The organism is Algoriphagus aquatilis, from assembly GCF_042657405.1.
GTDB lineage: Bacteria > Bacteroidota > Bacteroidia > Cytophagales > Cyclobacteriaceae > Algoriphagus > Algoriphagus aquatilis.
Window position 1 is genome coordinate 125,042 of the sequence record NZ_JBHSKS010000004.1, and the last position, 18,381, is coordinate 143,422.

Here is an 18,381-nt window from a genome sequence, read left to right on the forward strand (position 1 = left end):
AATCCCAAACCCATGGCAGGAAACAGAACATTCACCATGATCAAGCCGGATGCTTTTGAAGCCGGAAACTCAGGCGCTATCCTGAAAATGATCGAAGAAGCAGGCTTTAAAATCGTGGCCATGAAAGCTACCCGATTGACTCAAGAACTGGCTGGAAAGTTTTACGCGGTGCACAGCGAAAGACCATTTTACGCTGACCTATGCAAGTACATGTCCTCTGGACCTATTGTAGCTGCTATCTTGGAAAAGGATAATGCCGTAGAAGATTTCCGTACGCTTATCGGTGCTACCAATCCGGCAAATGCTGCGGAAGGAACCATCAGAAAAATCTTCGCAAAATCCATCGAAGCCAACGCGGTACACGGATCCGACTCTGACGAAAATGCAGCTATCGAAGGCAGCTTCTTCTTCAACCAATACGAGCGCGTGATCTGATCTAGGTACTAAAACACAAAAAAGCCATCCAGAAGCAGCTTTGGATGGCTTTTTTAGTCTAGAGATCAGTGTTCAGTGATCAGTAAACAGTCTCTGATCACTGAGACTGACCGCTTCACTACTTTTCAACAAACTCCGTCATAATCTTTGCCGATAACAAAGACAGCGGAATGCCTCCCCCTGGGTGCACACTGCCTCCGCAGAAGTACAGGTTTTTGATATCGGAGGAATAGTTGGCGTGGCGGAGAAATGCTGCAAAACGATTGTTGCTACTATTACCGTAGAGTGCCCCTTGAGCTGAGGAGGTTTTGGATTCAATGGAACGCGGCTCAAGGATTTCCTCCACTTCGATCAAAGGTTCCAGATCGGTCTTAAGGATTCGGTTGACCTTGGCAATGATGTTTTTTCTTGCTTCCTCGATAAGCTGATCCCAATCCTGACCCTGATTGTTGGGCACATTGATCATGGTAAACCAATTCATACATCCCGCTGGTGCATCATCCTCCTTGTACACCGAGGTGATATTGATATAGACTGTAGGGTCCTGGTAGATACTTCCCTTTTTGAAAATATGCTCAAACTCGGTTTTGTAATCGTCCGAAAAGAGAATGTTATGAAGATCCAACTCAGGAAACACTTTTTTGATCCCCCAATAGAAAATCAGAGCCGAACTGGACTTGGGCTGCTCGAGCAGCTTTTTGGGCTGCTTTTGGTTTTTCAGGATGGTCTTGTAGGCGTTGACCATGTCCATGTTATTGATCACCACATCTCCGGTAACACGCTCCCCTTTCACCCGGAGGCCAATAGCTTTCCCATTTTCCACCAAGATTTCCTCCACGGGAGCATTGAAGTGGTAGTTCACACCCAGTGAAAGCGCCAAGCGATAGAGGCTGAGAGTGATGTCGTGCATGCCCTTTTTGGGAAAAAAGGCACCGATATTAAACTCCAGGTGAGGAATGATATTCAGCGTGGCGGGAGTCTGGAAGGGGTCCGAGCCGTTGTAAGTTGCATACCTGTTAAAAAGTTGCACCAGTTTAGGCTGTGCAAAAAGCGCCTCATTAGCTTTGTTCATAGTCGAAAAGATCCCCAGCTTTCCCATCTTCAGATAGGACTTCAGGGCCTGTGGACCTATCCAAGTTCCCAACTGATGCAGGGAGCGATGCATAAACAGGGGCGCCAGATGATCATAGATAAATGCCGAACGCTTCAATGCCTGTCGGATATTCACTGCCGGTTCGCCCAATTGGGTCTCCACCTCTTCGGCAAAGCGATTCGGATCAGCCCACGCCTTGATGGTACTTCCATCTTCCCAGAAATAATGGCAGGCCACGTCCAGCTTCTGGTACTCAAAGTGCTCCTTAGGGTCTTTTCCTGCCAGTCTAAACAGCTCCTCCACCTGATCAGGCAGCGTAAAAAGGGAGGGTCCGGCATCAAATCGGTAGCCTTGAATCTCGATCTCCGAGAGCTTTCCTCCCGGGTAGGCATTGGCCTCGAAGACCTCGACCCGATAACCCTTCAGGGCCATTCTGATAGATGCGGCTATTCCGGCTATTCCGGAACCCACAATCAAAGCTGTTTTCATTTCCTTAAGGTGGTGATGAGACAAGGTAAGATCCGGTTTTTGAAGGAAAATGTTTAGGGAAAAGGAAGAAATATTGGTGATGAAGGAGAAACAGCATAGGCAAATCCCTTCAAATCAATCAAGTACAGGATAGGCTTTAAAAAAGGGCGGCAAACGCCAATCATTCAGGTTTTCCTATTCTTCAAATGACCTTTTGTTTGTACAAAAGGTCATTTTATTACATTTTTTGACAAAAAAATTTTATAAAAGGCTTTTTTTTGAAAATGAAATGCATTTATATTGCTTCAAAATAAACCAAACTCACATGAGAACTTTTAAAACAAATCTTTTAGGAATGGCCCTGGCGGGGTTGATTCTTAGCGCCTGCAGCCAGACAGGCATGTATGAAACGGCTGACTTAATGAACGAGCAAGCCGAGGCTTCAAAATCCGGTTTCCGATTGGATCCTTTTGGAGTGGGCAATGAAAATGCACTGACCCTTGCCGGTGGTGGTAATTGGGAAACGGATTGTATAACAGCCTCTTCTGGATCAATTTATAAAGCAACTGGCGATCTAACCGCAACCTTTGGCAATCAAAATAATCCAGGTACAAAAACTTTGAATGTTGAGGTTTGGAATACACCTACCACCATTGAATATCGATTCACGCTTTCCAGTTCAAATGCTAATGGAAATAACCTTCAATTCTTTGATGAAACAGCTACTAATCAAGAAAACCCAACAGGTACTTGGGTAAGTGTTGGTCAACTTACAGTGGGAACTCCATTTGTTGTTTCTAGACCACTTCCTACAGGATGGGTAGCAGGTCAGTTCATTACTGAACAATGGAGACAAACGGGTGGTGGAAATCCACTTGATGCGGGAGATGTATCCTATGCATTGATAGGAATTTGCACTACAACATCCCTTTCTGCAGGAACTACCGAACCAATTTGCGAAAATGCTTCTTTTAGCTTGACCGCTACTGTTTCAACTTCAGCTGAAACCCTAACAGGAGGTTTTATTCAAATCTTGAATTCAAGCAATGTAGTAGTTGCATCTGCAGATGTTACATCTACAGTTCGTTCTGTCACATATAATGTCCCTACCGGAACAGCTGGTAATTATACTTACTCCGCCCAGTATGTAAGATCTACACCATCCTTTAGATATCAAGGAAGTGTTTCTTCAACAACCTCTACTGTAAATGTAATTGAATGCGGTGGTTGTGATGAAAATTTCACTTATTCAGTTAATGGTGATGAAGTGACCTTTACCTACATCCCTGCAGAAGACGTTACCGGAGCTAATCTGGCATTCACCTTCCCACAAAGCGCCTTGGATACTCCTCTTCAAGGATGGACTTACAGCGGTCAAACCATGCAAAGAACAATGGACCTGAAAGCTTGTGAAACTTACACTTGGAAAGTAACCTTAACCTGCAAGCCTTTGAATAATCCACAGAATAAGTGGACGGATTTCAAAGTAAATGGCGTTTCCAAAAAAGGATCTCTAAATAATATCGATTGTTGATTAAATCAGTTAATTAACAATCCAATCCCCCGACCACCTCGGGGGATTTTTTTTACCCATTCTTTTGGGTTATGCTTTTCCTTTTCGGGCTATGGAATATATTTAGGAGTTCACTTTTTACTAGTAGGGCATTCTTTTTCTCCCTCTATTCCCCTTCAAAAACCCACTCACCCCTCCTTCTCATACTCCAGCTTATAATTCCCCACATGGATTTTGCTCTCTTCGATTTTTCGCTTGTGGCGGAAGTAATTCAGGGTGCCAAAAATCAGTATGCCTGCAGAAATCAGATAAAATACAACTTGGTAATAGATACTTCCCTCCACCTGCAGGAGATTTTTGATGCTTAATCCAGCGACCAAAAAGTACATGGACGTCCTGAGAAAGGATAAAAACGTGGTCTGATTGGCGAGAATGGTCCGCTGAAGGGCGAGGTTTTCTCTCAATAAAAGATCTCTGTTGATGGTGTTTTCGAGCTTGGACATGACGATGGAGGCTACATTGATTAAAGGTAAGGGATTGTAGGGTTTAGCTTTCTGACCTATCCCTGAAAATCTCCACCCCGACAGGATAATAGGAGTTCTCTTCCAGTAAAATCCGGACCACATTGACCCCTACCATCACCCAAGTAAACAATCCCATCCCGGCTAAAATCAACACAGGGAAAAACAGAAAAGCCAAAAATCCACAGGGAATCATCACAGCAAGCACATTTACCTGAAAGTTAACTACCTGCAGGACCTCCTTTTTGAGACCGGGAAATTGGCGTTTTACCCAAATCCAAAGCAAATACGTGGGAAGAATCAAAAGCAGAAGGGCAGAGAGATGGAGGAGTATCCTGGGAACAATGGGAAATTTTTCTTCCTGAAGATCTACTTGCTCCTTTGGAGTCAATCGGTCGAGAGGGAAGTCCAGCACCTGCGCCAGTGAAAGCAAGGTGTAGGATCTGGGTTTGACTTTTCCGGATTCGATCCGCTGGATCGTTTTGGAAGTGGTATGGATCCTTACCGCAAGGTCTTCTTGGGTCCACCCTTTTTTAATTCGTTCCGATCTGATGATTTCACCCAGGTTCATAGGCATTTACTTTTCACAAAAGTCCCCCAAAAAATGGATTCTCACTGCTCCCAGAACAGGACATTTAACAGACATTTCCCAAAAACTAAAAAAGTCCGACTCATGGGAGCCGGACTTTTCACTTTATAACCTTTTATGAGAATTAATATCCTGGGTTCTGCGCAATAGGGGCAGAGGTGTTGGTCAAGATCTCTTCCAATGGAATCGGCCAGATAAACAAATGGCTGGAGTACGGCAAGGAGTGATCGGTCGGGATATTCACATTGGTCGTGTAGAAGTTTAGACCTGTGATGGATCTGGAAGTGGCTTTGGCCGGGATACCCGGCATTCTACCTTCCCCTGCCAAGCGGTGAATGTTCGGGAATCTTCTGCCTTCTGCAAGGAATTCAATTCTCGTCTCACGGATGATGGCATCGATCAAGGCATCTGCATTTGCAAAATCAGCAGTGGTGTAAGCCGGAACTGAAGCAGGAAGCGCACGGCTTCTTACCGAGTTGAGCAAAGTCACCGCTGCCTGGGTATTGCCCAATCTTGCATTGGCTTCAGCCGCTGCAAGTACGATCTCGGCAAAACGGATCACGATGGAAGGATCAGAAAACGTCACTGCATCGGTGTACTTGTTGGTAAAGATTCCCAAAGGCCCTTGACTTACAAAGCCATCTGTAGCACCTCTTACACTTCTTCGGGTATCTTCCGGATGCCACCAAGTTGCTCTCCAGATCAATGGGCTGATTTTTACCAGACCACGAGCACCCAAGTTAGGGTTGCCATACATGTTGGCAAGCGCACCGTTTACACCCGGGTTAGAAGCCTGCGTATTTTGGAAAGAAAACACGTTGTCTGTGCTGGTACCACCACTTCTGAATGGAGCCAATGGATTGGCAGTCACCGCATATCGGCTGGAGATTTTGTTGAACTCCGTCAGTACATCAGCCCATCTTTCCATGTGCAAAAGCACTCTGGCTTTCAAGGCGATCGCTGAACCCTTGTTGGCACGGAAAGGGCTGGATCCATTGCCCATAAGGCTCTCTGCCTGATTCAAATCCGCCAAAAGCTGATCATACACACTTTGCACAGTACCTCTTCCTACTGCTTCACCTGGACCTACCTTAGATACGTCATTGATGGCAAAGGTTCTGTAAGGGATGCCCGGTGCATTAGGATCATCAGAATAAGGTCTGGAGAAATAAACTACCAACTCATGATGAGCCAAAGCTCTCAAGAAAAGGGCCTCCCCCAAAAACTGATCTCTTACAGCCTGTGTGATTGCACCTTTTGACAGCGCACCGTCTAGGTTTTCGATCACGATATTGGCACGGTTGATCATTCTGTAGAGAGAGATCCACTGACCATTGTTGTTAGCAGTCTGTGGGTTGAATCCGTTGATGTAAGTGATTTCATAAAACAACTGGTCGTTGTACATGTCTTCACCTCTCATATCACCCTGCTGCACAGAAGCCGCACCAAACGGATAGCCTCGCTGTACTGACCCTAGATAAAACCCTCGCTGAGCAGCTTCATAGATACCCAACACGGCTGCATTAACCCTGTTCCCATCGGCAAAAGCTTCCGCATCCGGAATAATATTCGCTGGCTGCAGATCAGTCACTTCGCAGGAAGACGTCACGCCTACCATTGCCAAAGCCACCAAAACTGACTTTACTTTAGTTGAAAATATTGTTTTCATGTTTGATCGATTTTAGGATTGAAAATTAGAATCCAACATTAAGGCCCACAGACCAAGTTCTGATGATCGGAGCCACGTTCCAGTCGATTCCGAAGTTCAATTGACCACCGAATTGGTTGGATTCAGGATCGATTCCGGAGTACTTGGTGAAGATCAAAGGATTCTGTACCTGAGCAAAGAATCTTGCTGATCTGATTGCACCGTTGAATGCATTGTTCAGCGTAGCAGCTGGCACTCTGTAGCCGACTACCATGTTTTGAACTCTCACAAAGTCACCTTTTTCTACAAATCTGCTGTTGGAAGCAGCGGTCTGCCAGGTGTTGGCATCACGGCCGGCATAGAGTCTAGGCACATCGGTCACCTGACCGCTTTCCGTCCATCTGTTTAGGATTTCCCGGTGGTTGTTGGAGAATCCCAGGCCAAGCAACCCTCTTAGGGATTCGTTCATGATGTAGTTGCCACCAGAATATCTGATGAAGATTTCCGCATCAAAATTTCCATAAGTGAAGCTGTTTGACCAGCCACCCTGATACTTAGGAAGTGTATTACCTAAGAAGAATTGAGTAGGTGCTGTACCTGCTGTGGCTACATTGGATGGATTAGCAGGATCAAATGCTCTCCAAGTGGCTGCTCCTACAAGCTGCACGATGTTGTCCCCGCTGAAGTACATCGCGTTACCGTTGGCAGGGTTGACACCCGCCCACTTAAATCCGTAAAGCTGTGCAATAGGTCCGCCTACTTCCGTTCTGTTGTACGTACCGGTCAGAGGCTGTACCAAGTTGGTCACCTCATTGCGGATCCAGGTAAAGTTGAAATCAGTGTTCCAGGAGAATTTACCATTGTTGATGACGTTTGACAAGGCACGGAATTCCACACCCTCGTTAAACATAGCGCCCACGTTTTGGCTGATGGTGTTGTTTGGAATACCCAAAGAAGGAGCAGTCGGTGCATTCAATACGATACCGTCTACGTTGTTTTTGAAGTAATCCGCAGATACAGTCACCTTACCGATAGTCATGTCAAGACCTACGTTGAACTTTTTGGAAGTCTCCCACTGCAAAGCCACGTTGGCCACGTTGGTATATCCAATACCTGCACCGGCAGCAGCCTGCACAGGACCAAATCCACCTGCATAAGGGAAAGAACCGCCTGGTAAGCTCACGTTTCCTACTTCTGCGTAAGATGCTCTTACTTTCAAGTCTTTGATCAAGGTAGAAGTGAAGAACGATTCGTCAGAAACTCTCCATCCGATCGATCCACCTGGGAATGTACCTCTTCTATTTTCGGTAGCCAGCTGAGAGATACCGTCATTTCTTACTGCGAAAGACAATAAGTATTTGCCTTTGTAGCCATAGTTGAATCTCGCGAAGTAGGAGTCAAAACCCTGCTCCTGGAATCCACCACCAGAAAACTGGTTGTTGTAAGAGTTGGAGATCAAGTTTCTCAATCTGAAAAACTCATCCGAGAAGTCCGTACCGGAAGCACTGAAGTTGTAGAAATTGGTGTACTGATATTCAACCCCTGCAGTGACATTGATGCTGTGATTTTCCGCCAAAATGGTCTGATAGTTCAACGTATTCTGCCAGTTCCATCGGGTAGCCGGATTAAATGCCATCGTCACCGAACCGTTGGAGCTTCTACCGTCACCATGCTTAGGGCTAAGGGTGGTAAAGTCATCCGCCAAGGTCACGTCGATACCGATTTGTGTTCTTGCGGTCAAGCCTCTTGCAAGGTCAACCTCAGCATAAGCATTACCTAAAATTCGGTGATTTCTGTTTCTGTAGAAGTTATTTGCCAGGACATAGGCAATGTTCGGAATGTTGTTGTCCGGACCGGCAAGGTTTGCACCGAAACCGGTGGTAGCACCATTAGCCGTAATGTTGAATCCACCGAAGGCAGTATTTGCCGGATCGTAGATAGGGACATTTGGCAATGCTCTGGTCGCGTTGTAAATCGCTCCTGAAAGTGAGTTTGCACCGTTGTTCAGACCCGTAATCTCTGTGTACGCATAAGAAAGGCTTTTTCCGATTCTTACTTTCTTAGAGATGGAATGATCGATATTTGATCTGAAAGCATATCGCTTCAGGTCATTGGTTTTTACCACAGACTCCTGGTCGGTGAAACCGAGAGAGAAGAAATACTTGGTGGACTCAGAACCGCCGGAGATCGAAAGGTTGTGCTGCTGCGTATTGCCTGATCTCAAGACAGCATCTTGCCAATCGGTGTTCACACCAGGATTTGCCAATGGAGATGCGTTTACATTTGCTCTTTTTTCGTTGGCAATTGTTACCCATTCATCCCCGTTCAGCAGGTCAAACTGCGCTACGGCTTCATTGATACCAAAGCTGCTGTTATAGTTAACTTGCGCTTTTCCAGATTTTCCTCTTTTGGTCGTAATCAAAATCACCCCATTTGCGGCTCTTGAACCGTAAATCGCAGTAGCAGAACCATCCTTCAAAACCTCATAAGATTCTATATCCGCAGGGTTGATGTTAGCCAATGGGTTGGAGGCAACTGCACCGGATCGATCAGAATCCACTACCGGTACGCCATCGATCACGATCAATGGATCCGCACCCCCTGAAAGTGAGTTGACTCCACGGATACGAATGATGGGTCTGGAGCCCAAAATACCACTCGGAACGGTAACGGAAACACCAGCCGCTCTACCTGCCAATTGGGAATCGAAGGATGGAGCCACGAGATTTTCGATCGAGCCGTTGTTGATTGAAGCTACAGAACCCGTAATTTCTCTTCTTTCCTGAGTACCATATCCGGTCACTACGATTTCACTTAGCAATTTCACATCCGGGTCCAACTGCACATTGATGGTGGTAGCAGATCCGATGCTGACCTCTTTGGTCAAATAACCCACAAAACTGAATACCAATGCACTGGCATCAGAGGGAACTGAGATGGAATAAGTTCCATCCAAATTGGTCACTGTACCTTGGGTGGTACCTTTCACAACCACACTGGCACCAGGGACGCCCTCCGGCTCTTCGGAAGAAGTAACCCTACCAGTGATCGTTTTAGTTTGCGCGAGCACTGACACAATGGTCAGAAAACTCAAAGCAAAACCTAATAAAACTTTCTTCATAGGTCGATTATTTAGACTTTTTAACTTTTAATCAAGCCAATATCAACCTAAAAGCGCAAGAGAAACAAACCCTAACTTGATGAGAGAGCAGGCTCAAAACCAAATTTTATTTCTTATTTATCGATTTAAATTTTATAAAAAATGGAAGACCTGCCTATATGGCCCACCTTCAGGACATCTTTGATACCAAGTCCTAATCTTCAAAATATAATTTTAAGTTTTTAATTTTCTAACGTGATTTATTCTAGATAGGAGAAACTCAAATTTTTATCCCTCCAAAAAAAATCAGCTGTTTATTCACTTTCCTTAACAATTTGTTAATTGATGGAAAAAAAACAGTTTTTTCTTCTGAATACTAACACAGCAATTTTTAGCCTAAAAGAATGAATTTGAAGTGTGAATCAGAATCACCAAATTTTCTAAAGGAGATTTTTTTTTGATAAAAAATGGAATATTTAGCTTGAGTGGTAGGTTATCACCAATAATTTACCCGTTTATACCAAAAAACAGCTCTTTTTGTATTTGCCATTTACCCTCATTCTTTTTCAAAATAGCCATCCTATCTACTTTAAATTCGGCATCAAATTGTAAGTCTTTGACCAGCTCCAACACCCCATCAAACTTGCTTGGCTTAAGATCTTTAAAAGCCAAAGTCAAATGTGGATGGTAGTTGCGGTCACTTAATTCATCTACCAAGAGGAGCTCTCTTTTACAAAAGGATTTGAGATTTTTCTGAAGTTCAAGTAATTCAGGATTGGTCCTAATCCCCTGAAAAATCACCCGCTGACCAAAAGTCCCTATTCCGGAAATGCCGACGGAAAAGGACTTCTGATTGACCAAAAACTCACTGAGTCGATCTGTCAATTGATCTTCCTTTGCCTCATTATATGAAAAAGGCATTTTCAGAGTGATGTGAGGAGGAGATTTCAATGCATACTTCAACCCAAACTTTTTCCGTATTTCCTCCTTGATTTCATGAGATTTTGAAATGATGGGATCGGGCGGAATCAGAGCCAAGAAATACTTCTGAATTATTTTCATCACTATAAAATTACCCAAAATCATCCTCGAGCGCTCAAATCGCAAAAAACAATTCGCTTTACCCAATCTATCTTTTAACTTATAGCAGATTTAAAACCCACCTTATGAAGTACTTTTCCAAGGCAATGGTAGGCTTAGACCTAACCGAAATGGACGATATCCTGATCAAAAAAGTAGCGGTATTCGCAAAATTCCTCGGAATTGAAAAATGCTACTTTGTACATGTCTCCAAAAATCTGGAAATCCCACAAGAGATCCTTTCACAATACCCCGACCTCGTAGCTCCCACCGATGAATCCATTGAGGCAATCATCAACAATAAGCTCAAAGAACATTCTTTCCCTGCAGAGGTAGAAACGGAGGTTTTCGTAGAAGAAGGAAGTCATCCACTGGATACCTTCTTACGCTGGGCAAAGCTGAAAGATGCCGACGTGATTATCATGGGAAGAAAAGAAGATCTCCCAGGTCATGGCGTACTCGCAGATGGTGTGGCTAAAAAAGCCCCCTGCTCGATTCTCCTACTCCAGGAAAAGAGAATGGTGAAACTCCCTAAGAAAATCCTGATGCTGACCGATTTTTCTTCCCACAACCATATGTTTTATGAATTTGGAGAGCAGATCGCTACGAACGTAAATGCAGAACTTGTCCCAATGCACGTCTTTGATGTACCTCATGGCTATTCCAAAACCGGAAAATCCTTTGAAGAATTTTCAGAGATCATGAAAGAAAATGCGAAGAAGGATTTCAAAAGATTCGTCAGCAAGCATGAAAAGACAGACTTGGAATGTGAAATGGTCCTAAATGACGGAAGAAACATCGCCGTTCAGATTACCGAATTTGCGAAAAAGATCGACGCCGATCTCATTCTTCTGGGATCAAGAGGAAGGACGAAATCAGCGGCTATTCTTTTAGGAAGCACCGCCGAAAAACTCATCAGCTACAATAAGCTGCTACCCATGCTGATATTCAAGAAAAAAGGAGAAACCATGGGCTTTTTCGATGCCCTCTTCAAAATTTAATCTTGTTTGATCAAATAAAAACAAGCTTGATCACCTTTGCCCTCCCTATTGTAGCGGAGGGCTTTTTCTTGCAAAGCATTTCGCTCTTCTGCACTCAGATAGGCATTGATTTTTGAATGATCCAGTCGCTCTCCATTTTCATAGAGCACAGTGCCCCAAAACTGAAAATCACTAGAGTCGAACTCAATTTCAGTTATGCTAAATCCTACACGCTCAGAAACGAGTCGCATTCCTGCCACAGTAGGAATGATCAGATGTCTTGGGGCATCCAATTGCACCCAAAGCGCTCTTTTTTCTTTCCAAATCTGAGCATCCGCCACAGGACAGCGAATCAAAAGTCTCCCTCCGGGTTTAAGATGCTCATAGCAAGACCTCAAAATGGCTTGTGGATCCTCCATGTGCTCAAAAGAATGATGCATCATGATCACATCAAACAGGAGATCTGAATCTTCGATGCGTTTTTTCCAGAGTTTCAAGGACTCAGATATCTCTTCCGAACGATCAATAAATGGATCAAACCCATGCAAGTCCCTAAAACCGGAAACACTGAGTTCATAGAGTAACTGACCGTTTCCGCATCCTACATCAGCTATTCTGTCCTTGAATCGGGGCTTGAGTTTTTTCAGCCAATACCCATAGAGCGGAGCGATTTTTTGAAGACCTGTACTCAGAAAAACCTTCATTCGAAGTGTTTTCAGAAACTGAACGGAGGAGGAGGATTTTCTAAGGGTAGAAAAGGAGTAGTAATCTTTAGGATAATAAGGGGAAAAATCTTCTATGAAGTCTTTCAATTGAAGAGAACCACAATCCAAACACTCGGAATAGTAAAAATTGCCTCCCAGTCTAAGCATTCGTTCTGTAGCCACAAACTCTGTCAACCGATCAGATTTGCAGAATTTACAGCACGGTTCTAAATCAATAGGCATTTTCTCTATTGAATAACAACTCGTATACGGTCTTTACCATAATCTCCATATCCATCAAAAAAGTCCAATTGTTGATATAGAAATAATCTAGTCTTACCCTTGACCGGATCTGGTAAGGATTCTCAATCTCTCCTCTATAACCTCTTACTTGGGCGAGCCCGGTGATTCCAGGCTTGATTTTATGTCTTGAATTATAGCGGTCGATCTGAGTCTTGAATGTTTCATTCATCGGAATCGTATGTGGACGTGGTCCTACGATAGACATATCTCCCATTAGTACATTGAGAAACTGTGGCATTTCATCCAGAGAAGAATTTCTCAAAAATGCTCCAATGCGAGTTACCCGAGGATCATTTTTCTTAGCCTGATGGGTATCCGAATAGTCATTTGGAGTCATGGACCGGAATTTCAGACAGTTGAAAACCTGATTGTTTATCCCATTTCTTTTCTGAATGAAAAACACGGGACCTTTTGATTCAAGCTTGATCAATAGGCCCACTAAAGGAATCAGCCAAGACAAGATGAAAATCGTCACCAACCCTGCAAAAACTACATCAAATACCCGCTTAGCCAGGCTGTTGAGCGGATTGTCGAGGGGAATCTCATTGACATTGATGACAAAAAGATCTCCATACTTCGAGAAGGAAAGGTTTTTTTCCAATTGAAGACTTCCGCCCGGGATCATTTTTACCTTGATGTAATTTTCGTCAGCAAAGTTGATCACCTTCTTGACCAGACTTGGCTCCAGCTTTTCGTGGATATAAATGAGATCCAAGTCCAAATTTGGTGCTTCTTCAAAAAACTCACGAATACCGCCACGGGTCTGACTGCAATCTGCCTTGTCATCAAAATATCCCAGGAAATTGATCCCGAAGTCCTTTCTGATTCTAAACACATCAGCCAACTTTGGACTCGTACCCCCTTTGCCTACAATCACCGCATTTTGATAGTTGTTGCCTTTGGCTCGATACTTTTTCAATACGATGTGGACGGAGACCCGATAAATGCCCATCAGGGTACCCATGGTCAACCCTAGCGAACCTATTTGTATCCAGCGGTAATTGCCCGACTGAAGCGGTGTCCACAAAATCGCTGTAGCACCTAAAAACCAAAGTAAGGTGATTGAAAAACTGGAAAGGGTTTGATCATATTCATCGGTTCGACCGATTTTATAATCTTTTCGAAGCACTGAAATTAAAACCCAAAGTAGCGCTAATGGAAGAAAGGCAGTAAAACCAGCTCCCTCAAAAACCCCCAATTTCTGCAAAACCACATTCGCAACCGAAAGGGAAAATAGTGAGATTAAAAAGTCGCTGATTGTGAACAACCAGGGAAAATACACGTCAAACTTTCTCTTCATAAAAATTTAAAACTTCGATGGCTATTTTCTTTACTTCAAAAACCGAGCTATTTAAATGGTTTTCGACAGGATAGCGTGCTAAAATTAAGAAAGAAATTCTCAAGCCTTATTACTTTTGGATGAATTTCTAACCTCCAGGTCTATCCTTTGTCTATGCAGTACCTATACGAACTTTTTTCATCTTCAGACAATCCAAATTCGCTCGGAGCAAAATTTAGAGCAAAAAGATTGGCAACTTTTGAAAAACTGTTTTTTGAAACCCTTGGAAATCAGACGCAAATTCGCATCCTAGACGTAGGAGGCACGGATTATTTTTGGAAAAACAGCCTAGTCCCAAATCATCCGGGAGTGACAATCACCCTACTCAACCTCCATCTTGAGGAAAGTTCCCATCCGAACATTTTGGCTCAACAAGGTGATGCCACAGACTTGAGAAATTTTGAAAAAGACAGCTTCGACCTGGTTTTTTCAAATTCAGTGATCGAGCATCTGTATACCCTGGAATACCAGCAAAAAATGGCTGCTGAAATTCAACGTGTCGGGAAACACTACTTTATCCAGACACCTTATAAGTACTTTCCAATAGAGGCTCATTATGCGCTTCCTTTTGCACAGTTTCTACCTAAAAGTCTTGTCTACTCCATTTTGACCAAGACAAGGCTCAGTAGATTGAAGCGCTGGGAGCCCAAAGCCGCCCAGCAATATCTGGATGAAATTCGGCTCTTGGATAAAATTGAAATGGGCGAATTATTTCCAGCAGCAAAGATTCTTGAAGAAAAAGCATGGGGGCTGACCAAGTCATTGACTGCCCACACCTTGGGCTAATCAGCAAACTGAAGTCTGACCAAGTTGGCATAAAAACCACTTGTATCCTTGAGCAGCTCTGTATGACTGCCCTGCTCCACTATTTTTCCTTCACTCAGGACATAGATCCGGTCTACTTTTCGGATGGTCGCCAAACGATGGGCAATGATTAGTGTAGTCCTTCCCTTCATTAATTCATCCAAAGCTTCTTGCACCAAGGATTCTGACTCAGCATCCAAGGAGGAAGTCGCCTCATCCAAAATCAAAATCGCAGGATCTTTCAAGATGGCCCGAGCAATGGCCACTCGCTGACGCTGACCTCCGGAAAGCTTTACTCCCCGCTCCCCAACCAACGTGTCCAATCCCTCCGGAAACTGGGAGATAAACTGCCAAGCATTGGCCTTTTTGGCAGAAAGCACAATCTCTTCCTCGCTGGCATCCGGCTTGGCATAGGCGATGTTTTCTCGGATCGACCCTCCAAATAGCAATACTTCTTGGGGCACGATTCCTATTTTTCCTCTAAGGGATTTCAGATCCCAATCTTTGACATCGCGATCATCCACCCGAATAGACCCATTCTCGACTTCGTAAAACCGTGAAAGCAGCTGGATAATGGTGGATTTTCCAGCCCCTGAATGACCCGCTAGTGCGACTTTTTCTCCGGGCTTGACATGAAAAGACACCTCTTTCAGTACTTCTACCTCAGGTCGGCTTGGGTATCGGAACCGAACTTGATCAAATTCAATTTCTCCTCTGAAAATCGGGGAGGTATCTCCCGCTTCAGATTCTGCTTCCTCTTCCAAAATCTCCAACACACGCTCTGAGCTGCCTATTGCTTTTTGCACCTGACTGTAAATATCTCCTAAGCCGGCAATAGAGCCGCCAATAAACGTGGTGTAGAGGACGAATGACACCAGTTCGCCCACGCTCATCTCGCCTGAAGCCACAAGGCTGGCCCCATACCACATGACGCCGACTATTCCCCCAAAAAGTGCGAAAATGATAAACGAGATAAATGCTCCCCGGAATTTGGCAGTCGTCAACGCTACCCCTACCACTTTACCCAAACCGTTGCCATATCGGGCGGATTCATACGCTTCTCCTACAAAAGACTTGACCGTAACGATCGACTGAAGTGTCTCCTCCACGATCACATTAGCCGCAGCTAGTTCATCTTGAGTCTTTTTGGAAAGTCTTCGGATAAATCGGCCAAAGACCATCGCGAATAGCACCAAAACAGGAAAAGTGCCCAACATAAATAAGGTCAGCTTAGGCGTATTGAATAGCAAAAAAGCAACCCCCGCCACCAAGGTAATCACCTGACGAAACAGCTCTGCAAGGGTGGTAGAAAAGGTGTCTTGGAGCTGGCTGACATCCGAAGTGATTCGGCTGATGAGCTCGCCTGTTCTCCTTTTGTCAAAAAAACTCATCGGGAGTCTTACCAATCTGGAATACAGGGACATTCGAATATCCTTCATCGAGCGTTCTGAAACCAAGGCAAATAACCAAACTCTAAAAAAGGAAAACACACTTTGGACTGCCAGAATACCTATCAAAATGAGTGCAATGGAATTGACATCATTAACGATCCATACTGATCCCTGGGCTGTATCGATCAGCTTGCCTGCTACAAAAGGAAAGGTCAGTAAAGTCAAAGATGAAAAAAGCAGGAACAAGAGTCCTGAGAAAAACGCCCACCTGTAAGGCATCAGAAAACGAAAAATGCCTCCCAGCTTGTTCAGATTCTGCTTGTTCAACTTCCGCTTTTCTTCAGGCTCTAGGGCAGTTCCTCGTTTTTTTGCCATTTGATCACTTGGGTATTTGAGTCGCCAAAAGTAGGGTTTTCAACGCTTAAAAGATAAAATAAGCCCAAATCTATTGGGCAATTAGGATTGAAGATTTCAAGATTCTGTTCGCCAAAACTTCCCCCAAGGCAGCTGAATGCTTGAAGCCATGTCCGGAGCAGGCTGAAACCCAAAGAAAATCCTCCCTGCCATTGCTGGGCTCAATCACGAATTTGGCATCTTCTGTCACGGTGTAAAAGCACACGGTAGATTTGAGAAAATTATTCTTTAAACCCTTGATTTTACCCTGAACTTTAGTCTTCCAAAACTCCTGCTGCTCTTCTTCACTGACTTCACGGTCAATTAAATCGGGATGGCCAATATCCAAAAATGACTCAGAAGCCATTTTCACGGAAACCCCGTCTAGGGATGGAAATCCGTAAATAAAGTCCTCAGGCGCTCCTCCAAAGCCCCACATCCACACTGGATAAGCCTTCCAATCCGTAAAACCAGGCTCGATTTCCAACCAATGCAATACCTGCCTGCAAATTTTAAATTTCTTTTTCTCTTCACTGGAGACGAAATCCTTGATCCAGCCACCGGCAGTCAAGACTACTTTTTTCACCCACAAAGTTTCATTTTGAAGTATAATCTCATAGCCATCGTTTTTTTCTCGGATAGCTTGCACCGGAGAATCATTCCGCTGCTCAGCTCCGTTTTTTCGGGCCAAATCCAATTGGATTTCTATGGCTAGTTCAGGTTTAAGAAATCCCGCTTCTTTTTCTTGGTAAATTTTGCCGGAGGTAGGTATCTGAAAGGCAGGAAAGGAAGTAGCAATCTCCTCCAAATCGGGTATTCTGTGTTCGATTTGTTGATTAGTGGCAAACCGAACTGTCCGCTCCCAAAACCCCTCTGATCCATGCTTGGCCCACGGATTTTCTCCCGAATCAATCAACAAGCCACCAGTCCGGGTACGGATGATTTCTCCGGTAATGGATTCAAGTTCAGCCCATATTTCATGAGATCGTTTTACCAATGCCACATATTCTTCTCCTTCTCCGACTGCCAATCGGGTAATCCTGGTCTCTCCATGACTGGAACCCAGGGTATGGGGTGGAGCAAATCGATCCAGACCAATGACTTTCGCGCCAGTTTTGCTGAGTTGATAGAGAGTGGCACTTCCTACAGCGCCCAGTCCGATCACAGCTACATCATACGATTGATTTTCCATGATCGAATATTAAAAAACAATGCCGGATTTGTCTTCCGGCCCGTACTTTAATTTTTACCCATTTGGGCATCTATGAGCTCCCTTTTCAGTTTTCGCTCACGTTCCAAAGCATTTTTTCGATGTTGGTCAAATTCAGCCTGCACGTCTTCCAGATCTTTTTGAGCCTTTCTCACCCTACCAAAACTCCGGAAATACTGAACTGAGAAAAAGGCCATGGCACCGGCCAAAGCTACCACGAGCAACCACATGAGGGTGGAGTAAAGATTTTTCTCAATCGCGAAGCCCAAAAATGAAAAGCTGTCCTTCTCCAAAATTGCAGCCTCTTTTTCCTGATTGGCTTGTTCCAAAATCTGTGAAAAGTTGGCTAAAGAATCTACCACCGAAGACTGCTTTAGCTTAAGATCTGCTATTTCCTTTTTCAGGACTCGGACCGAATCTAGGACATTGGTTTTGAGCTTTTCCAGGTTGGCTTTCTTGACCACTTCATACTCCTGAAATCCATTGGAAACTCGGTAGAGGTAATCAAACTGACTGGTAATTGTCCCTGAATTCAGCGAATTCTGGACTGACGTCGTATCCTGTGCATAAGTAGGAAGGTGAAAAATGAAAAAGACAACCAGTGCGGTGAATACAGAAAATCTCATTTGATTACAGGGTGGGGTTCTTGCAATGGTGTTTCAAGAAACGTGCCTTTTTGAAACCAATTGGGATTTTTTCTCAGCAATCTTGTTAAAATATTTTTTGTAATTCCATTGAATATCAGAGGATCCCGAATACAATAGGCTATGGCCTTTAGGTTGTCTTCTGGACTCATCAATGAAAAATAGA

The 18,381-nt window shown here is 44.1% G+C and carries 15 protein-coding genes; 4 read left to right on the forward strand and 11 right to left on the reverse strand.

Annotated elements, in window-relative coordinates; translation table 11 throughout:
* Nucleotides 1-12: 12 nt before the first annotated feature.
* Nucleotides 13-435, forward strand: a complete 423-nt coding sequence (locus tag ACFPIK_RS06790) for a nucleoside-diphosphate kinase (RefSeq protein ID WP_377913551.1) — start codon at nucleotides 13-15, stop codon at nucleotides 433-435.
* A 118-nt stretch (nucleotides 436-553) separates the two neighbouring features.
* Here the strand turns inward: ACFPIK_RS06790 and crtD are convergent, their stop codons facing one another.
* Complete coding sequence (crtD, locus tag ACFPIK_RS06795; RefSeq protein WP_377913553.1) at nucleotides 554-2,017, reverse strand: 1-hydroxycarotenoid 3,4-desaturase CrtD; 1,464 nt, start codon at nucleotides 2,015-2,017, stop codon at nucleotides 554-556.
* Between the two features lie 304 nt (nucleotides 2,018-2,321).
* Between crtD and ACFPIK_RS06800 the strand changes: the two genes are divergently transcribed.
* The gene (locus tag ACFPIK_RS06800; RefSeq protein ID WP_377913555.1) at nucleotides 2,322-3,530 is read left to right on the forward strand and encodes an Ig-like domain-containing protein; all 1,209 of its coding nucleotides are present in this window, start codon (nucleotides 2,322-2,324) and stop codon (nucleotides 3,528-3,530) included.
* 167 nt (nucleotides 3,531-3,697) lie between these two features.
* On the opposite strand, the gene ACFPIK_RS06805 is transcribed toward ACFPIK_RS06800, so the two are convergent.
* The 5 genes from ACFPIK_RS06805 to thpR all read right to left on the reverse strand — a co-directional run bounded on the left by ACFPIK_RS06805 (nucleotide 3,698) and on the right by thpR (nucleotide 10,429).
* A complete protein-coding gene (locus tag ACFPIK_RS06805) occupies nucleotides 3,698-4,012 on the reverse strand; it encodes a DUF202 domain-containing protein (RefSeq protein ID WP_377913557.1) in 315 nt (104 codons plus the stop codon).
* Nucleotides 4,013-4,055: 43 nt separating this feature from the next.
* Nucleotides 4,056-4,601, reverse strand: coding sequence for a helix-turn-helix domain-containing protein (locus tag ACFPIK_RS06810; RefSeq protein WP_377913559.1), 546 nt, complete (start codon nucleotides 4,599-4,601; stop codon nucleotides 4,056-4,058).
* Nucleotides 4,602-4,743: 142 nt separating this feature from the next.
* Entirely contained in the window at nucleotides 4,744-6,288 is a 1,545-nt protein-coding gene (locus tag ACFPIK_RS06815) for a RagB/SusD family nutrient uptake outer membrane protein (RefSeq protein ID WP_377913561.1), read from the reverse strand.
* 25 nt (nucleotides 6,289-6,313) lie between these two features.
* Nucleotides 6,314-9,388 carry a SusC/RagA family TonB-linked outer membrane protein gene (locus tag ACFPIK_RS06820; RefSeq protein WP_377913563.1) on the reverse strand — a complete coding sequence of 1,025 codons (3,075 nt, stop codon included), beginning with the start codon at nucleotides 9,386-9,388 and terminating at the stop codon, nucleotides 6,314-6,316.
* Between the two features lie 486 nt (nucleotides 9,389-9,874).
* Nucleotides 9,875-10,429 carry an RNA 2',3'-cyclic phosphodiesterase gene (gene thpR / locus ACFPIK_RS06825; RefSeq protein WP_377913565.1) on the reverse strand — a complete coding sequence of 185 codons (555 nt, stop codon included), beginning with the start codon at nucleotides 10,427-10,429 and terminating at the stop codon, nucleotides 9,875-9,877.
* 104 nt (nucleotides 10,430-10,533) lie between these two features.
* Between thpR and ACFPIK_RS06830 the strand changes: the two genes are divergently transcribed.
* A complete protein-coding gene (locus ACFPIK_RS06830; RefSeq protein WP_377913567.1) occupies nucleotides 10,534-11,448 on the forward strand; it encodes a universal stress protein in 915 nt (304 codons plus the stop codon).
* Here ACFPIK_RS06830 and ACFPIK_RS06835 read toward each other — a convergent pair.
* Both ACFPIK_RS06835 and ACFPIK_RS06840 read right to left on the reverse strand, forming a co-directional pair.
* On the reverse strand, nucleotides 11,445-12,374 hold the full coding sequence (locus tag ACFPIK_RS06835; protein WP_377913569.1) for a class I SAM-dependent methyltransferase: 930 nt from the start codon (nucleotides 12,372-12,374) through the stop codon (nucleotides 11,445-11,447). The two genes, ACFPIK_RS06830 and ACFPIK_RS06835, sit on opposite strands and share 4 nt — an antisense overlap.
* Nucleotides 12,364-13,734 (reverse strand): exopolysaccharide biosynthesis polyprenyl glycosylphosphotransferase, encoded by a 1,371-nt coding sequence (locus tag ACFPIK_RS06840; protein WP_377913571.1) that lies wholly within the window; start codon nucleotides 13,732-13,734, stop codon nucleotides 12,364-12,366. The genes ACFPIK_RS06835 and ACFPIK_RS06840 overlap by 11 nt, the downstream gene beginning before the upstream one ends.
* Before the next feature lie 153 nt (nucleotides 13,735-13,887).
* Here ACFPIK_RS06840 and ACFPIK_RS06845 point away from each other — a divergent pair, with 153 nt between their 5' ends.
* On the forward strand, nucleotides 13,888-14,559 hold the full coding sequence (locus ACFPIK_RS06845; protein ID WP_377913573.1) for a class I SAM-dependent methyltransferase: 672 nt from the start codon (nucleotides 13,888-13,890) through the stop codon (nucleotides 14,557-14,559).
* Here the strand turns inward: ACFPIK_RS06845 and ACFPIK_RS06850 are convergent.
* The 3 genes from ACFPIK_RS06850 to ACFPIK_RS06860 all read right to left on the reverse strand — a co-directional run bounded on the left by ACFPIK_RS06850 (nucleotide 14,556) and on the right by ACFPIK_RS06860 (nucleotide 18,197).
* Entirely contained in the window at nucleotides 14,556-16,343 is a 1,788-nt protein-coding gene (locus tag ACFPIK_RS06850) for an ABC transporter ATP-binding protein (RefSeq protein WP_377913575.1), read from the reverse strand. The two genes, ACFPIK_RS06845 and ACFPIK_RS06850, sit on opposite strands and share 4 nt — an antisense overlap.
* A 70-nt stretch (nucleotides 16,344-16,413) precedes the next feature.
* Nucleotides 16,414-17,553, reverse strand: a complete 1,140-nt coding sequence (gene solA / locus ACFPIK_RS06855; protein WP_377913577.1) for an N-methyl-L-tryptophan oxidase — start codon at nucleotides 17,551-17,553, stop codon at nucleotides 16,414-16,416.
* A gap of 47 nt (nucleotides 17,554-17,600) precedes the next feature.
* The gene (locus ACFPIK_RS06860; RefSeq protein ID WP_377913579.1) at nucleotides 17,601-18,197 is read right to left on the reverse strand and encodes a hypothetical protein; all 597 of its coding nucleotides are present in this window, start codon (nucleotides 18,195-18,197) and stop codon (nucleotides 17,601-17,603) included.
* Nucleotides 18,198-18,381 lie beyond the last annotated feature (184 nt).

Excerpts from the sequence above, each read along its gene's own strand:
- ACFPIK_RS06820 (WP_377913563.1), bottom strand. The coding sequence starts at position 9,388 with ATGAAGAAAGTTTTATTAGGTTTTGCTTTGAGTTTTCTGACCATTGTG.
- solA (WP_377913577.1), bottom strand. The coding sequence starts at position 17,553 with ATGGAAAATCAATCGTATGATGTAGCTGTGATCGGACTGGGCGCTGTA.
- ACFPIK_RS06805 (WP_377913557.1), bottom strand. The coding sequence starts at position 4,012 with ATGTCCAAGCTCGAAAACACCATCAACAGAGATCTTTTATTGAGAGAA.
- ACFPIK_RS06860 (WP_377913579.1), bottom strand. The coding sequence starts at position 18,197 with ATGAGATTTTCTGTATTCACCGCACTGGTTGTCTTTTTCATTTTTCAC.
- ACFPIK_RS06845 (WP_377913573.1), top strand. The coding sequence starts at position 13,888 with ATGCAGTACCTATACGAACTTTTTTCATCTTCAGACAATCCAAATTCG.
- ACFPIK_RS06800 (WP_377913555.1), top strand. The coding sequence starts at position 2,322 with ATGAGAACTTTTAAAACAAATCTTTTAGGAATGGCCCTGGCGGGGTTG.
- crtD (WP_377913553.1), bottom strand. The coding sequence starts at position 2,017 with ATGAAAACAGCTTTGATTGTGGGTTCCGGAATAGCCGGAATAGCCGCA.
- ACFPIK_RS06850 (WP_377913575.1), bottom strand. The coding sequence starts at position 16,343 with ATGGCAAAAAAACGAGGAACTGCCCTAGAGCCTGAAGAAAAGCGGAAG.
- ACFPIK_RS06840 (WP_377913571.1), bottom strand. The coding sequence starts at position 13,734 with ATGAAGAGAAAGTTTGACGTGTATTTTCCCTGGTTGTTCACAATCAGC.
- ACFPIK_RS06790 (WP_377913551.1), top strand. The coding sequence starts at position 13 with ATGGCAGGAAACAGAACATTCACCATGATCAAGCCGGATGCTTTTGAA.
- thpR (WP_377913565.1), bottom strand. The coding sequence starts at position 10,429 with ATGAAAATAATTCAGAAGTATTTCTTGGCTCTGATTCCGCCCGATCCC.
- ACFPIK_RS06815 (WP_377913561.1), bottom strand. The coding sequence starts at position 6,288 with ATGAAAACAATATTTTCAACTAAAGTAAAGTCAGTTTTGGTGGCTTTG.
- ACFPIK_RS06810 (WP_377913559.1), bottom strand. The coding sequence starts at position 4,601 with ATGAACCTGGGTGAAATCATCAGATCGGAACGAATTAAAAAAGGGTGG.
- ACFPIK_RS06835 (WP_377913569.1), bottom strand. The coding sequence starts at position 12,374 with ATGCCTATTGATTTAGAACCGTGCTGTAAATTCTGCAAATCTGATCGG.
- ACFPIK_RS06830 (WP_377913567.1), top strand. The coding sequence starts at position 10,534 with ATGAAGTACTTTTCCAAGGCAATGGTAGGCTTAGACCTAACCGAAATG.